The following is a 16,799-nucleotide window of genomic DNA, read 5'->3' as shown; positions in this document are numbered from 1 at the left end:
TCTTATCGCATTGTTTTTCAGGTTAATGCCAATCGCCATATCCATGTGCAACCCGCTCGGTAATATCTTTCCACATCTCCCGATAGGCACGCTCCAACTCATAAGTGAAGGTTGTAAAATCGCACAGCGGCGAGTTTTGGACCATCCCCCGCAGATCATTTCTCAATTCTCTTCTTCGCTTGACGTCACCGGCAAGGGCTGTCGCGATTCCAACGTATCGTTCCTCATCCTGAGCCACTAACTCTGGCAAACCAACAGTGCGGAGAATACTTTCACCGATCCGCCCTGCCCAGGTTCCACCACTTAAAAAAACCACTGGGACCCCCATCCAGAGAGCTTCTGCGGTCGTGGTGCCGCCCCCAAAGGGAGTGGGGCTTAAAGAGATGTCCACATCGCAATATTCCCGAAGATATTCCTCGCGAGAAACGCTGGACTCCATAACCAGTTGCTCGGGGCATGTTCCAGATTTCACAAATTCTCCAAGAACTTTAGCGCGGACGCCCGGGTCGGCCAGCACTTTATCCCGTATCAACAGATTAGATCCAGGGACCTCTTTCAAAACACGGGACCAGAGCCTGATTGTTCGTTCCGAGAGTTTGAGAATGTTGTTGAAGCTGGCAAAGGTAACAGAGTCCGGCATTGCACACTTTGAGTCAATCTCGCTTCTAGTGACGGGCGGTGTGAAGCATAGGTAGCTTTCCGGGAGACGCCATACCCGTTCAGAGAATTTTTCTTCCTCACCGTCGCGAATCACAAATCGATCTGCGAGGATGAAGTCAATCGCTTTCAGACCCGTTGTACCAAAGTAGCCAAGCCAAGTCACTTGAACCGGAGCCGGCCGCAGCGCAAACAGAGAAAGGCGATTGTTCGCGGTATGCCCGGAAAGATCGACGAGGATATCAATTCCATCTGTGCGAATACACTCGAGCGCAGCCTTGTCTGGCAAATTTTCAATTGTTCGCCATTTGTTGGCGCAAGCCTGCAAACGCGCAGTGAGACGGTCGCGTACTCGGTTATTACTGTAACAATATATCTCTAGTTCAGCACGATCATGATGCAACATGGCGCCCTCGAGAAAATACCCCACTGGATGTTCACGAAAGTCACCGGAGACATATCCAATCCGCATTTTCCGCCTGAGCGTTCGTGCCAACATGGAGGGGCGACAGATTTCCTCTTGCTCGAACCGGGCAGCAAATTGCCTGATTGCTCTCGCAATTCGCTGATCTGGATTTTCCTCCCGATAATGTAACGCCATTATGCGGTTGCTATGTGCTTGGTAGTAACTCGGTTCTGATGTAATTGCCTGTTTAAATGCCGCTATTGCTTCATTTAACTCGCCAACATCCCTTAGCGCTGCACCGTAGTTATTATTCACCTCCGGGTTTTTGGGGTTGATTGCCAAGGCTGTTTCGAATACGCAAATAGCCTCTCGCGATTTCCCTTGTTTGAGCAATAGGCTCGCCCAATTATTAAGTGTTACGATATGGTCCTGATCTACTGCCAAGGCTTTCCTATAGGACTCTTCGGCTTCCTTTAACCGTCCTAATTCAACCAACACATTTCCACGGTTGGCATAGACTGAAGCATCTTTGTCGTCCAATTTAAGCGCATGATCATAAGCTGACAGCGCATCCTGCATGCGCCCGAGCATCCTCAAAACATTTCCAAGTTGAAAATGGGCATCCGAAAGACAAGGATCAATTGCTATTGCGGTCTGAAAAGACTCCACCGATTCACCAAGATGGCCAAGCTCCCCTAGCACTTTCGCTCGATTCACGTGCCCTTCTTGGTTACCAGGCTCCAAACCCACTGCATTATTAAAAGCGGCGAGCGCTTCCTTTAGGCGGCCAGCCCCCATTAAGACAGCGCCCCTATTATTATGGGCCTTCACGAACCCCGGGTTCAATTTCAAAGCTGCGTCAAATGCCGCAAGGGCTTCTTCGGTTCGAGACAGGGCATAGAGGACAAGACCATAATGATTGTAAAAAAGCGCAACTTGACTGTCAGACTGAATTGCGCGATCAATCAGACGCGCCGCCTGCTCGTTTTCCCCCTGTTGATAAAACGCGAGACCGAGAAGATGGAGCGCGTCCGCGTGGTTTGGAGCTTGATTCAGCAGTTCCTTGTAACCAGCTATCGCTCCCGCAAGATCTCCCCGGCGGTGTTTTGCCACCGCATCATCTAAAAGCGCTTTTGCTGTGCGCGTTCTTCCCATTATGGCTAAAATCGATCCAAAAATTGTTCCAGATTTTTCAGTTTAGGTGGGCCTTCGGTTCTATTGCCCAAACGGAGGCGAGGCGCATGGTCGCCGCCAGCTATCCAGCATGCCTAGAAACGCTTCTTCCAAATCGCGCGTGAAAGCTGGACAGTCACAGAAAGGGGAGTTCTCCAACCTTGATCGTAAGCCAGAACGCATTTCGTGAAGCTGATCAGCACGAGTTGCCAACGATGTGGCGATATGAATGTACTCTTCCTCGGTTTCCGCAACCAAGTCCCGCAAACCCACGGTTTTGATAATGCTTTCACTGATCCGCCCAACCCACGTACCTCCACGCAAACAAACAACGGGCACTCCCATCCACAGGGCTTCGGCTGTCGTCGTGCCACCGCCGAACGGCGTCGGACTCAACGAGATATCGACATCGTTATAGGATTCAAGGTACTCCTCGCGACGCAGACTTGGTTTAATATCCAGGCGCTCCTGGACAACGCCCTGGATTGCGAAACGGTCGATAATTCTCTGCCGAACTGTTGCATCACCAAGCGCCTTATCGCGGATAACCAATTGTGAATTTGGCACTCTCAGAATAATTTGCGCCCATAACCAGATGGTCTGATCGGACAACTTTGCAATATTGTTAAAGCTTGCGAACTTGATAAAATTACGAGCTGAGCGACACGGCTTGATGCCCACGTTTTCAGTTGGCGGCGTGAAGCAGAGATAACTATGCGGCAGTCGCACGATCTTCTCAGAAAAAAACTGCTCGTCCGTTTCAGTTACCACATAGCGATCCGCTAATATATAGTCAATCGTTGGCAACCCCGTGGTACCGAAGTACCCTAGCCAGGTCACTTGGACCGGCGCGGGGCGCTGGGCGAACACTAACAATCGGTTATGCGCGGTATGACCAGAAAGATCGATCAATATATCAATTTCGTCTGAGCGGATCTGTTCGGCGGCCCCGGCGTCGTTTATCCCGACAAGACTTCTCCACACCTGCGCATGACGTTTAAGACGCGCAGTCAGGTCATCTTGCGCACCCTGGGTATCGTAGCAATGAACTGAAAACTTCTTGTGGTCGTGATTTTTTAGCACGCTCTCAAGGAAGTACCCGACCGGGTGGTTGTGAAAATCGCCTGATACATAGCCAATATGAACGCGTCCATCTGACTTGCCTCTGAATGGTTCTTGGTCAAAAAAACGAGGCTTACCGAATTTGTCCCCAAACTCACAGGCGGCCGCCCATATCGCGCCTGACGGTGTTCGCTCTCCATAATGCAGGGCAAAAAGGCGATTATTGTGAGCAAGAGAGTAATCCGGTTTGATACGAATCGCTTCGCAATAGGATGCTATTGCCTCATTCTGATAACCCAGCGCCTGAAGCAGGCCGCCTCTGTTGTTATGCGCGTCGACCAAATCCGGCTGTAACTCCAGTCCCGTCTCGCATGCAGCCAGTGCCTCTGCGATTCGTCCCATGTCTTTCAGCACATAACCACGCGTATTATATGCATCGGCCAAATCGGGCTGCAATTGCAGCGCGGCATCACAGGCGGCTAGCGCATCGGTGTATCGACCGAGGTCCTTCAGTACAAAGCCACGGTTATTATGCGCTTTGGCAAAATCAGGCCGCAGGCTGAGCGCGGTGTCGTACGCTGTGAGCGCTTCTTCCAATCTGCCCAGTTCCTTGAGAACAATGCCGCGGTTGTTGTGAGCCGCCGCAAAGCCGGGTTTCAACCGCAGCACCCTGTCAAAAGCGGCTAGAGCCAAGTCGTAGCGCTCCAAGTCCTTTAACGTCAGACCCAGGTTCAGGTAGCCCTCGGCAAAGTTCGGTTGCAGGTTAATCGCCGCTTCAAAGGCAAGAATCGCTTGGTCGTAACGGCCAAGCTGGCGCAACAGGTTGCCCCGATTAAATCTGAGGATCGCGTCCTCGGGCTCCAAGGCCACCGCCGAATCGAAGGCACCCAAGGCGTCCTGCGGACGGCCAAGCGACAACAAGGCATTTCCTAGATTATTATGGACGCTCGCCAAGTCTGGTCTCGCGCCAAGGACCACCTGGTAGCCTGCTACGGCTGCTTCTAGGTTCCCACTTTCGTGATGTTGGGTTGCTTTTCTTAGGATGTGATCTAAGGACTCTTGTGGTCGAGACATGCTACCGGCCTCCGAAACTTCGAACAGCTAACAATGTGGCCTCCTGTCTTTTCGAGCAGCCTAACACCTCGGGAGCCGCAAAAACAGGTGCTGGCCACCGAACGACGATGGCGCCTCGGGCACTCAAGCAATAGCGCTTGCGAAATATTTTCTCGAGCTATCAATGCGACGAAATGAGCATGGATAAATAAGCATGGATACTGAACAATTTGAGTTAGAAACTGGACATCTTGACACTGCAATACAGTACCATCAGCGTGGCGAGATAGAAGGCGCCATACTTCTTTATCAACAATTTCTACGCGTTCATCCGAGACATGCGGATGCATGGTATTTGCTTAGCCTAGCCGCCTATCAAGCAGAGCAGTACTCAGACGCCGAGAATGCGATCAGCGAGGCCATCAGCCTAAATCCAACGGACGCCAGTTATCATGCCCATGCCGGCGAGCTGCTCAAAAGCATGGGAAAACTCGAAGAAGCGCTCGCCAACTATCGCACTGCGGCCGGGTTAGCCCAGACTGATGCCGACCTGTATTTAAATATCGGGATCATTTTTGACCGGCTTAAACGCTTTAGTGAGGCGATTCACGCCTATGACAGAGCGCTGCGATACCGGCCAAATCACCCGGAAACACATTTCAACCGCGGCAGAGCCTTGATGCAATGCGGTCGAGAGCGGGACGCAGTCTCCGCCTTTGACGCTGCACTGGCATGCCGGGAGGATTATGCAAAGGCCTATCACTGTCGTGGTCTGTGTCTGGACGCGCTAAAAAGACCCGAGGATGCCTTGGCGGCATTCGATGCCGCGCTCTCCGTTCAAGGGAACCTTGCTGAAAGCCACTTTTTCCGCGGGACCACACTCCTGCAGCTTGGCCGACTGCATGAAGCGGTTGACGCCTTCGAAACCGCACTGAAGCTCGCCCCCGATTTCGCGGAGGCGCACTTCCATCGGGGCAGCGCCCTGCAAAGCCTTGGTCGCAAAAGCCTCGGGCCGTTCACGAAAGCCCTTGCCGCTTATGATGCTGCGCTTGCAGTCAGAGCCGATTACGCGGAGGCTTTGCACAACCGGGCCACGACCTTGCAAGATCTTGAACGCTTGGACGAGGCCATCGCGGGCTATACACACGCCATCTCAGTCAATCCCAACTACTTGGCGACACACAGTAATCGACTACTTGCCTTGCATTACCGCGAAAATTCCGCCAGAGGGCCAATCCTCTCGGCGGCGCGCCAGTTCGGCGAGCGCTTTGGCCACCACAGCCCCCGAAACGCGCGTGCCAAGCCCCATCCCAAGCGTCGGCCATTATGCATCGGTTATGTGTCGGGGGACTTTCGCCGCCATCCGGTCGGCCATTTCCTGGAGCCTTTGCTGCCGAATCATGATCGAAAAGAAGTCCGGGTGATCTGTTTTCCGACGAGCACTGTGTATGATTCGGTCAGCGCGGAGCTTCAGAGTCATGCCGATGGCTGGCACAGTCTGGTTGGGCTTGATGACGAGACTGCGGCGGACTGTATTCGCGCCCAGAGCATTGATATTCTGCTTGATCTCTCAGGGCATACGGCAGACAACAGGTTATCGATGTTTGCGCTAAAGCCGGCTCCAGTGCAAGCATCTTGGCTCGGATACGTTGGTACCACAGGTCTTAGCGCGATGGACTATGTCCTGGCCGATCGGTTTGTCGCGCCAGAGCAAGACAAGGACTTGTTCATCGAGCAGCTCTGGCGCCTGCCACATTCCTATATGTGCATTCGACCGCCTGAGCCGGCCGTCCCGATCAGGAAAAGAAACGCCAATCCGAGAGAACTGACCTTTGGAAGCTTCAACAACACCATTAAGCTTTCGCCCGCGACCATCGCTCTCTGGTCGCATATTTTGCGAGAAACACCAAACACCCGACTCCTCTTGCGATATGCTTCTTTGCGGCATGCGGAAATCCGGCGACAACTCCTCGAGCGCTTTGCTGCGCATGGTATTTCTGCGGAACGCCTGACACTGGAAGGCAAAGCGTCGCGCACTGAAATGCTCGAGACCTACAATCGGGTCGATATTGCCTTGGACCCAACCCCCTATGGCGGAGGAATTACCACTGCCGAGGCGCTATGGATGGGCGTGCCAGTCATTACCCTGCATGGTGGTGCCTGGCCCGGACGGCATAGCGCGAGCATTCTCAACACCATTGGCTGCCCGGGACTGGTTGCAAAAAACGAGGAAGAGTACGTCGCCCTTGCCATTTCTCTGGCGACCGCACCGCAGCGACGCCGGCAGTATCATGAGACATTGCGGTCGACGGTGGAGCAATCCCCCCTTTGCGACGGCCTCACCTTCGCGCGGGACGTGGAAACCGCTTTTCGCGGGATGTGGGATCTTTCTGCGGGGATCGCTAGATGACGGTCTCCAAGTGCCCAAGTGGCGATAAATCGCTACCGGGGACAGCGCCTGGAGGCCGCAGGTTTTACGCAGCGACTAAAGGGAATGGCGACGAACGTGGGTATAGGTGTTTGCGGATCGCCGATCTTCCCGCAACTGCTGCAGCTGGTCCGCGACTACGCGGCTGTGATTCTCGGCACGGGTGATGAGTTCACGATGGGTCTGCTCGATTGACTCAAGCAGGGTAATCAGCTGATCGCGTGATTCATCGCTTTCAGCCGCTTGTTGGGTGAATTCATCGGAGTCCAGCAACTCGCGCAACTCGGCGTCGAGCGCGGAGAGTTCGCTGACCGGCTGATCAACAGTTGCTTGCTTGAACCTGACAAGCAGTTGCTCGAGACGCTGATCGATTGTCACTGAACTGGCACTCATTGGCAGATATCTTAGCCTGCCGCAAGTTGGCCGCCGGGAGACAAGCCGGTGATGCAACAGGCGCCCTAGCCCGCTGAATTGCGAAGTTCCTCCGGGATCTCATCCCAGCCGGACTTGACTTCCCGCAGGAGCTTCGTCACTTCATCAAGCGCGTCGGGATTGTCCCGAAGGTTGGCCTGGAGCAACTGATAGGACATGTACTCGTAGAGCGCATCCAGCCGTTCGGCAAGCTCACCACCCTTTTCGTGGTCAAGCACGCCGCGCAGGCCATCGATGATATTGATGGCTTTGCTGATCTGTTCGCCCTTCTTGGCGATATTGCCCTGCAACATCGCGCCCTTGCCGACCGCGATGCGCTCAAGGGCGCCCTCGAATAGCAGCTGGATGATCCGATGCGGACTGGCAACCGATATTTCGGACAGCACACCCGCTTGGCGGTATTGGTCAGTACTCTTTTTCATCTCTATAGCATACATGCCAGCTTTCCAGACGGCTACTATTTGCTGCCACCCGAGATGAGATTGCCGAGCTGGGTCGCCAAATAGTTGCTGGTATTGTTCATCTGGGCAACAAGGGAGTCCATCGCCGCGAACTGGGCTGACAATCGCTCCTCGAGCGAGAGCATCCGCTCGTCGAGATCCTCCCGTTGCTGGGCAATGTCATCAATGGTGGTACGCAGGCCATCGGTTCGCGCAGCCAGCATGCCATCGGAGCTGTCGGTAAAGGAGGTGACGGTGTCGTAAAAGTTGCCAGTAAAGCCCTTGACCGCAGCAGCGATGTTGTCGCTACCGTAACTGTCCATTGCGTCGTTGAATACGTCCTGGTCGAAGCTCAGCTTACCGTCCTTGCCTGAGACGATGCCGAGATTGGCTAGCGCGAGATTCTCCCCGTCGTTGGTCTGACCAAATTGCACCATGGAGTTGCCAAGCATACTGCGAATGCCACGCACCGTGCTATCACCCATCAGCAGCGCTCCCTGCTGATTGTCGGCATTGTAGGCCGTCATGGAGTTGGTTTGGTTGATCAGCTCGTTGTAGGCTCCGACGAACTCATTCAGCAGGGAGCGCAAGGACGATTTGTCCTCGGCGACGGTCACGCTTGCGGTGCTTTCCGTGACCGCGTTGAGGGTGACACTCAGCCCATCAACTGCATCGTCCAGCGAGTTGCTGCTGCTGGTGATGGTAATGCCGTTAATCACCGCTTCGGCATCCTGGGCGACCTGGGTGATCTCACCCGCACCGGAACCCGCTGCTTGGCCATCGATGCTCAGGGCAATATCGAACCCGGAGGTTCCGCTCGCGGTCATCTTGATGGTGTTGTCGGCCCCGGTCTCATCAGACGTCAACACCAACCGCGAGCCGTTGTCGTCGTTGATGATGGACGCCGTCACTCCGGCCTCGGCGCCGTTGATGGCGTCGCGCACATCGCCGAGCGTCAGGGCACCTTCGCTAGCATCCAGATTGATTTCGGTCGCGGTACCAGAACCAACCTGAAGCGAGAGCGTTGCGGTGTCGCCCTCATTGACGACCGTGGTTTCAGCCTTGTCGGTAAACGAAGCCGCGTCGGCTTCGTTGGTTGCGAGTGACTGCGCGGCCGCAAGACGATTGACGTCGATCTTGTAGTTGCCACTTGGCGCGTCAGCGTCGGCCTTAACCGTGAGCGCAGTCTTATCAGAATTGGTGACGCTTTGCTTTGGCTCGAACTCGCTCAGGCGCTTTAGCGGCGATTCAAGACTACTCAGCCCACCGCGCAAGGTGCCATAGGCGGAAATCTTCGCCTGAAGGGTCGCTTCTTGCTTGTTCAGACGATTTTCCGTCGGCGCCCGCTCAGCCGCCACGAGATTCTGCAACAGACTGGACAAATCCAGCCCGGAACCCACACCAAGGGAGCTAATGGCCATTGTTTTTTCTCCTCATCTTGTCCGTGACGCCCGCGATCCTTGATCACCCGGAATTGCGCCAGCGCCCCCATGGGGGCCGGCGCGACAGCTCAGGCCTTCTCGGCCAGTCCAGTTGCCGCCATCCCGTCGCCGTCGCGCAGCTTTTGCATCAACTCCAGGGCGGTTTCCGGCGGAATCTGACGGATGACTTTCTCCTTCTCGGCATCCATTACCTTAATGATCGTCCGGCCGCTGGTTTCGTCCACCGAGAACTCCAGTGCGCGCTTGCTTTGCTGCAAAAAGTCGTTGATGGATTCCACAGCTTTATCCAACTCGGTCTCTTCCGGCGGCAGCACTGAAGCGCGCTGCTCGGTCTCATCCGTGGCTTTCTCATTCGCTGCCTGCTCGGCGCGCTGGGTGGGGTTCACCGCTTGGTTCCAAGCTACCCCCATGGCTTGCTGGTCAGCCGCCACAGCATTCGCGCTTTCGTTGCCATTGGCCGGGAGTGGTGATTGATTGGCGACCGGTGAAGCCCCCTCGGCCGCAGGGGTGCTCGCCTGCCGCGTCGAGTACCCGCGCGTGCTGGCAGCATCGCCGCGCCCATAGGCGGGCTGCAATGCCTTGGTTGTGATTGAGAGTGCACTGTCATTCATGGTTTTATCCTCTTGTCAGCGCCAGGGCGCGCCGGTCGGTCAGACCGGCGGCCCCGCTGACAGACGCTCCTTGCGTCTTCAACCGACCATGACCGCATCCGTTACTGCAGCAGCGCCAGCGCGCTCTGCGGCGAGGAGTTGGCCTGTGACAGCACCGAGATGCCAGCCTGTTGAAGGATCTGCACCCGGGTGAGCTCGGCGGTCTCAGCCGCAAAGTCTGCATCGCGGATACGTGAGCGGGCGGCAGACATATTGTCGGAACTCACGCTCAGGCTGCTGATGGTCTGCTCGAAGCGCACCTGGGTGGCGCCAATCTCGGCCCGCAGGGCGTTGATTTGATTGAGCGCACCATCGATCCGACCCATGGCATCCGTGGCCGTCTCACGGGTCATGATGTCAAGGTCCTCAAGCGTTTGAACTCCGGCGGTTTTTGCGCTCGCCCAGAGATTGGTTTCGCCGAACTGACTGGCTTGCCCGGTCTGTGCTCCAATCGATCCACCACTGACCTTGAATTGCGCCACACCAGCGCCGCTGGTGTTGGTGTTGTGATCCCCGGTGATGACCAGACTGGTCTCGCCGTCATTGCCCACGCGCAAGAAGGCGCGGAGATTGGCATCGGCGACCCCCTCGCCAGTCGTTCCGCCTTTGTCGATCTCGTCCTGGATGGCTTTGTTGATGTTAGAAACAGCCTCTTCAAGACTCGACGCGCTTGCACTGGAGAAGGAAATGCCCGAGGCCAGCTTGCCGGCACCACCAAGCCCCTGGATGGTGACGGAGCCGACCGTGACACCCTGGGACTCCATGCGCCTGAGCTCCTCGGTGGTGTAAGAGGCCACGCTCTCAATTTCTTGGTTGCCCAGCGCGGATAATTTGGAATTGACGCCGGAAATAGAGATCATCTGCCCCTGATTGGAGCCAACCTGGAAGAAATTGGCGCTGTCGGAGCCATCCAGGATTGCTCTACCGTTGAACTCTGTATTGAGTGCGACACGCTGGATTTCTTTCAGCAGGCCCTGGACCTCGTTGTCCAGCGCAGTGCGGTCACCCGCCGAGTTACTGGCATTGGTCGACTGCACCGCGAGTTCGCGAATGCGTTGCATGTTGGCGCCGATGGTGCTTAGTGACGCCTCGGCGGTCTGGGTGAAGGAAACGCCATCGTTCGCGTTGCGCATGGCCTGATTGAGGCCCTTGATCTGCGAGGTGAAGCGCTCGGAAATAGCCAGACCGGCGGCGTCGTCCTTGGCGCTATTGATGCGCAGACCGGTCGACAGACGCTCGAGTGTGTTGCCGAGCATTTTCTGCGAGGTTGCCAAGTTGCGCTGCGCGTTGAGCGACTGCATGTTGGTGTTGATAACTTGTGCCACGGTATTTCTCCTAAGTTGGTCCGTTAACGCGCCCGTGCCGAAGAAGCTGTTGCGGGCTACTGTTTTGAGCGGTCCTCTGCCGCGCTCTGATGATGCTAACGGCTCGGGTCAGAAATCCTTTAACGGCGGGTCGCTGACCTGTCGCCCCCGGGATGCCTGGCTGATGATGCGCACAACCAGCGAGCAAACATCGCCTCGAATGCGGCCTCAAGCGCCCGCGCAAGCCCGGTGCCATCACAAAGCTCGCCTTGTTGCATGCACGCGCGCTGGGTCTCACGTATCTGCTTGCGCCCGGCGACATCGCGCGCCAGCTCCACGGCAATACGCACATAGTCGTCCTCGTCGCGGGCAACCCACTGCGTTCTGCCAAGCCCGCTCAGGGCGGAGGCCGCTTGCAGCCCCGCCATTCGGTCGCCCGCGAGGGTTACCAGCGGGCACCCCATCCAAAGCGCATCGAAAGCCGTGGTGGCGCTGTTGAAAGGCAAGGTGTCGAGTGCGATGTCGAGGCGATTATAATAGGCCATATGCTCACTCCATGACGGCGTCGCGCGCAACAAGGCCACGCGGCTTTCATCGATCCCCTGAGCCGCCAGGGCCTTGAGCACGCGCAACTGATGCACGCGATTGGCGCCCTTGAAATCCTTGAGCGCCAAGTGCGCTTGCGGCAAGGCATGCAGGACGCGCGCCCACAGCGCCAGGCTCTCCTCTCTCACCTTAAATAGATTGTTAAAGCTACCGACCCACAAGCGACCGCCCGGATCAGGCCACCAGCGCGGCGCGGGCACCGACTCATGCGGTTCATAGGCGTACCGGCTGCGCGGAAGGCGCCAGATCTTCTCGGAAAAGTGCCGCGCGTGCTCCGGAGGAATCAGCACGCCGTCACCGATGAAATAATCCATCTGGGAGAGGCCAGTGGTTGCATAATAGCCGATATAGTGGCATTGCACCGGCGCCACGCGGCGCGCGATGACGCCCAGACGATTTCCCGCTTCGTGCCCGGAGGTATCGATTAGCAAATCGAGTTGATCACCGAGCAGCACATCCGCCGCGCGCGCGTCCGACAGCCCCTTGAGCGGCTGCCAGTGGTCGGCCAGCGCCTGGAACTCGCCGGTGTAGTCATCGGAGCGACCATGCGCGGGATAGAGGACGACTTCAAAACGGCTGCGGTCCAGCTCCCGCAGCCAGGTGCGCAAAAAACAGGCAACCGGATGGACAATCAGCTCATTGGAGAGCAGCCCAAGGCGCAGCCGACGCCCTTCGCGCGACATCCGCTGGAAGGCTCGCTCGCGGGCGGCTTGGCGGTCCTTGGGTGGCAAGGAGTAGTGCTCCCACTGCTCGGCCTCGGCGCACAGCTTTTCCGGTGGCCAATGCCCTGAATAGGCCATGGCCCCTAACATGGCGCTGCGCAGTCGGTTGTTTTCGGGCTCCCGCGCCAGGGCCCGCCGATAGGCCTCGGCGGACGCTTCCAGTTGCCCAAGCTCCATCCGCACGCGCCCAAGGGTGCCTAGCGCGAGGACCGAATCGGGCTCCAACGCGAGCGCTTGATCCAATGCCGCGAGCGCCTCCTGGTAGCGCTGCTGGCCATTAAGACAAAAGCCAAGCTGGGCATGCGCCTGGGCACATCTCGGGTCGGCCGTGATCGCCCGGCGATAAGCCTCTTCGGCTTGGGTGTGCTGCTCTAGGCTGGTATGGGCGTTTCCCAGCGCGACCCATGTCGGCGCATGCGCTGGCGTCAGCGCCAACGCATTATGGTAGCACCCGATGGCGGAAGGATAATCCTCCAGCATGACATGCACTTGGGCCAGCGTCAGATGGCAATCCGCGTTCTCGGGGGACAATTCCAGCGCTCGCTCGACGCTATCGCGCGCCTTCTCGAAATCCTCCAACCGCGCTTGCGTCAAGCCCAGCTGGTGCCAGGCGTCGCCGCACTCGGGGTCCAAAGCCACCGCCTGTTCCAGTAAACCCCGCGCCTGTTCCGGTTCATTTAGCTCCCGCGTCACGATGCCAAGATTAAGGTGGGCATCGGCCAAATCCGGGGCATCCGCTATCGCTTGCACGAAAGCCTCCCGCGCTTGCTCCAGGCGACCGTCCGCGTGCAGGATGGCGCCGAGGTTGTTTGCCGCCGCGGCAAAGCGCGGCTGAAGCCGCAAGGCCTCTCGGTAGCTGTGCTCGGCATCATCCACGCGACCGAGCTCCTCGAGCAGATTGCCGAGGTTGTAATGGGTGTTTGGCTGCTCTGGGGCGAGCTCCAATGCGCGCCGGTAACTGGCCTCGGCCTCCATCAACTCACCGCGGGCACGCAGCAGCCGAGCACGGTTGGCATGCGCGGAAGCCAAGTGAGAATCCAGCTGCAACGCCCGTTCTAGACTTGCATCCGCCTGCGCGAGGTCGCCGCCTGAGATCAACAAGGACGCCAGATTAGCGTGCCCAGAGGCATCCCCAGGCGCAAGCGCGATGGCCTCGCGCGCCGCCGCGATGGCATCGGGCAGTCTGCCGAGCTGGCGATAGATATCGGTCAGGGACCTCCAGCCCGCGGCTTGCTGCGGCCATCCGCGAGTGACTTGCTCGTTCAACGCGAGCGCGGCTTGGAGGTCTCCAGCCTGCGCAAGCGTCGTCACCCGCCCGAGATCCTGTTCCCAAGGTGGCGGCGACTCGCCTTGGGCCGGGTCCCGCAGACTGTGCCGCAATGCGACCAGGCCGGGGTGATCGCCCACAACGCCGATTGTTCGTTCGAGTGCGCTCAGCGCGGCATTGAGATCACCCTGATGTAAATAGCCCTCGACGAGCGTGAGGCAGGAGCCGATGTCGCCTGGATTCTCGGCAAGCTCGCGCTCAATCTGCTCGATTTGCGCCGATGAGTTCATCACAAGGCCCCTTGGTCGCCGGACTTTTCCGCGCGCTGATACCAACGATCAAACATGCTCTCGAACGCCTCCAGCAAAGTTGCGGCCAGGCCAGCGCCATCGCAGAGCTCGCCCGCTTGCATCCGCTCCCTGAGGCTGAAGCGCAGCCGCTGACGTTGCTGGACATCGTCGAGCAGATCAAGCGCGATGCGTACATAGTCTTCTTGTGTGCACGCAATCCAGTCGGTGCGTCCTAAACCAGTCAGCAAGGAAGCGGCTTGACGGCCTGCCGGCTGATCACCGAGCAGCGTGACCAAGGGCGTCCCCATCCACAGCGCATCAAAACCGGTGGTTGCGCTCGTGAAGGGGGTTGGGTCAAGCGCAAGGTCAACATAGTTATAAAGACCCATGTGATCGCTCCAGGAGTTCGTGCGACTGGCCATTTTCACCCGATCGGCGTGGATACCATGGCGGGCCAAGGTGCCCAAAATGCGTTCTCGCACCATGGGGTCCGCCGCCTTTTTGTCCTTCAAGAACAAATGCGCCTGCGGCACCGCGCGCAGGATCTCGCTCCACAGCTCCAGGCTTTCTTCCCGCACTTTGGCGAATTGATTGAAACTTGCAAGCCACAGGCGCCCCGCGGGATCGGGGCACCAGCTTGGCGCGGGCGCCTCGGCCAGGGGCTCGAACGCATAACGGCTGCGAGGCAAAGCCCATAGCTCTTCGGTGAAATCGGCATGCAGCCATGGTGGGGTAAAAACCGAGTCGCCAATAAAATAGTCCATCTCGGTCAGACCAGTGGTAGCGAAGTAGCCGATATAATGACATTGCACCGGCGCCGCACGATGCGCGACAGCAGCCAAGCGATGATTGCTTGTATGACCGCTGGTTTCGATCAGCACGTCGATACCGTCGGCCCGTATCCGTTCGGCGATTTGCCGGTCATTGAGACCAACAACCGGCGTCCAGGCATCAGCGAGCGACTTGAAAGAATCCGCCCAGGGCCCCGAGCGCAAGCGGGTCGGATAAAGATGCACGGTGCAACGCCGCCGCTCCATCGCACGTAGCCACGGCTTAAGAAAATAGGCTACAGCATGATTGCCCAGCTCACTGGATATCACGCCCAACTTCAGCGGTCGACCAATGCGCGACGGGTTTGAAAACAGCCGTGCGCTCGCCATGTGCCGATCCTGCGGCGAAAGCGCCACCTGCTCCCAGCGGCTTGCCTCATGGCGCATGGTCTTGCCCGGCCAATGCACGGCAAAGCCCATGGTAAACAGCATGTTACTCATAGCCAAGGCAAACTTCGGCTGCCAACGGATTGCCTCGCGAAAAGCCGCGACCGCCTCCTCGAAGCGGGTCAAATCGGTTAACAGCATGCCCAGATTCTGCTGCGCCACGGCAAGCGCGGGATCGATTTCCAAAGCGCGGGCATGGGCCTCGAGCGCCTCTTCGCGGCGATTCAAGTTGCGCAGCAATTCGCCAAGGTGGGTCCAGGCCGACGCATCATTCGCATTCCGCTTGAGTGCTTGGCGGTAGTGTTCTTCCGCCAAGTCAAGCTGGCCCGCGACCTCCGCCACATTGGCACTGAGAAACCAAAGCTCGGCGCGGTCGGGATTGAGCTGCAATGCGCGCCGAAACACGGTCATGGCTTCTTCCAGGGCGTCGATACCGGCGAGGAAGCCTGCCACAGGTTCGAGAATATCCGCCCGGTCCGGCCAGCGCTCCAGTGCTTGCCGGTAGTGATATTCCGCCTGGCCCAAATGTCCCTGATCGAGCGCCAACTCCGCGAGCGCTAGACATGCCTCGGCATGATCCGGCTGCAAGCGCAGTGCTTCAGCATAGGCGCCTGTTGCGGCTTCGGGGCGACCTCGAGCTAGCAGCAAGCGCCCGAGGTGGAAATGCAAGGCTGCTTCGTCGGGCTGTGACGCGAGCGCCGTTGTCAAGGCTTCCTCCGCCTCGTCGTGCCGACCCTGCCCCGTCAGTAAGGTTACGAGATTGCAGACCGCGACCGCCAATGTCGGCTTTAGGCTGAGAGCCCGGCAGAAACTTGCTTCTGCCTCGTCAAGACGCCCAAGCTGCTCAAGCAAATTACCAAGATTGTGATGCGCCTCGGCTTGATCCCCCCGCAATTCAAGCGCGCGACGATAGGAAGCCTCGGCCTCCTCTAACCGACCTTGGGCGCGCGCAGTGCCAGCAAGCGCGAGATGCGCCTCGGGTAAATGCGGGTTGATCGCGATCGCCTTGCACAGGTTGAGGCGCGCATCGGCAAGGAGGCCAGCGCTTTTTTGCATCACGCCAAGATTGGTGAGCCAGCGGGCATTGCCTGGCTCGAGCGTGACGGCGCGCGCCATGGCCGCAACGGCTCCTTGGCGATCTCTTAAGCTTTGTCGACATCGCGCAAGCAGGCTCCAACCTGCCGCCACCTCCGGCCAGCGCGCGGTGAATTGCTCCGCTTGCTCAAACGCAGGTTGCATTTCCCCGGACTCGAACACCCGCGCCAGCGCGTGGAGGTCCTCCTCCCAAGCTGGCCGGTCGGCTACCGTGGCCACTTCCGCCAAGGCGGCCCGCAACCGCTTGAGTCCATCATGCCCCTCACCCACAGCGGCAATAGCACGATTCACGACATCCAAAGCCGCCTTCGCGCCCTTAAGGTTCAATTGGATTTCGATCAGGGATAACCAGTAAGCCAGAGCACCCGGGTCTTCAGACACAGCCTGCTCGAACAGCACCATCGCCAATGGGAGCTTGCCTAGCGCGAGCTGTTCCAGACCGAGCGCGTGCGCTTGTGCCCCAGCCGGCTGGTTCTTGGTATCAATCACCGCCCCATGTCCTTCGGCTGACTCGGGAACTACCGCCACCGGGAGTCCCGCATCAGCCAGCACCAT

General features: G+C 58.0%; 10 protein-coding genes. 1 reads left to right on the top strand and 9 read right to left on the bottom strand.

Annotated elements, in window-relative coordinates:
* Nucleotides 1-22 precede the first annotated feature (22 nt).
* On the bottom strand, nt 23-2,218 hold the full coding sequence (locus Thiofri_RS06650) for a tetratricopeptide repeat protein (protein ID WP_083848570.1): 2,196 nt from the start codon (nt 2,216-2,218) through the stop codon (nt 23-25).
* A gap of 60 nt (nt 2,219-2,278) precedes the next feature.
* Entirely contained in the window at nt 2,279-4,372 is a 2,094-nt protein-coding gene (locus tag Thiofri_RS06645) for an O-linked N-acetylglucosamine transferase, SPINDLY family protein (protein WP_009150926.1), read from the bottom strand.
* Nucleotides 4,373-4,565: 193 nt separating this feature from the next.
* Between Thiofri_RS06645 and Thiofri_RS06640 the strand changes: the two genes are divergently transcribed.
* Nucleotides 4,566-6,761 carry an O-linked N-acetylglucosamine transferase, SPINDLY family protein gene (locus Thiofri_RS06640; protein WP_009150925.1) on the top strand — a complete coding sequence of 732 codons (2,196 nt, stop codon included), beginning with the start codon at nt 4,566-4,568 and terminating at the stop codon, nt 6,759-6,761.
* A 75-nt stretch (nt 6,762-6,836) separates the two neighbouring features.
* Here the strand turns inward: Thiofri_RS06640 and Thiofri_RS06635 are convergent, their stop codons facing one another.
* The 7 genes from Thiofri_RS06635 to Thiofri_RS06605 all read right to left on the bottom strand — a co-directional run bounded on the left by Thiofri_RS06635 (nt 6,837) and on the right by Thiofri_RS06605 (nt 16,799).
* Nucleotides 6,837-7,172, bottom strand: a complete 336-nt coding sequence (locus Thiofri_RS06635; protein ID WP_009150924.1) for a hypothetical protein — start codon at nt 7,170-7,172, stop codon at nt 6,837-6,839.
* Between the two features lie 65 nt (nt 7,173-7,237).
* Nucleotides 7,238-7,648: a flagellar export chaperone FliS gene (fliS, locus tag Thiofri_RS06630; RefSeq protein ID WP_009150923.1), complete on the bottom strand. Its 411-nt coding sequence runs from the start codon at nt 7,646-7,648 to the stop codon at nt 7,238-7,240.
* 20 nt (nt 7,649-7,668) lie between these two features.
* On the bottom strand, nt 7,669-9,072 hold the full coding sequence (gene fliD / locus Thiofri_RS06625; protein ID WP_009150922.1) for a flagellar filament capping protein FliD: 1,404 nt from the start codon (nt 9,070-9,072) through the stop codon (nt 7,669-7,671).
* Nucleotides 9,073-9,161: 89 nt separating this feature from the next.
* Entirely contained in the window at nt 9,162-9,503 is a 342-nt protein-coding gene (locus Thiofri_RS06620) for a flagellar protein FlaG (RefSeq protein ID WP_083848608.1), read from the bottom strand.
* Nucleotides 9,504-9,805: 302 nt separating this feature from the next.
* Nucleotides 9,806-11,068 (bottom strand): flagellin N-terminal helical domain-containing protein, encoded by a 1,263-nt coding sequence (locus Thiofri_RS06615; protein ID WP_009150920.1) that lies wholly within the window; start codon nt 11,066-11,068, stop codon nt 9,806-9,808.
* Between the two features lie 119 nt (nt 11,069-11,187).
* The gene (locus tag Thiofri_RS06610) at nt 11,188-13,932 is read right to left on the bottom strand and encodes a tetratricopeptide repeat protein (RefSeq protein ID WP_009150919.1); all 2,745 of its coding nucleotides are present in this window, start codon (nt 13,930-13,932) and stop codon (nt 11,188-11,190) included.
* Nucleotides 13,932-16,799, bottom strand: coding sequence for a tetratricopeptide repeat protein (locus Thiofri_RS06605; protein ID WP_009150918.1), 2,868 nt, complete (start codon nt 16,797-16,799; stop codon nt 13,932-13,934). The genes Thiofri_RS06610 and Thiofri_RS06605 overlap by 1 nt, the downstream gene beginning before the upstream one ends.

The sequence above is a fragment of the Thiorhodovibrio frisius genome, assembly GCF_033954835.1.
GTDB classification, from domain to species: domain Bacteria; phylum Pseudomonadota; class Gammaproteobacteria; order Chromatiales; family Chromatiaceae; genus Thiorhodovibrio; species Thiorhodovibrio frisius.
The sequence above is the reverse complement of the archived record's forward strand: the minus strand, read 5'-3'. Positions and strand labels throughout refer to the sequence as shown.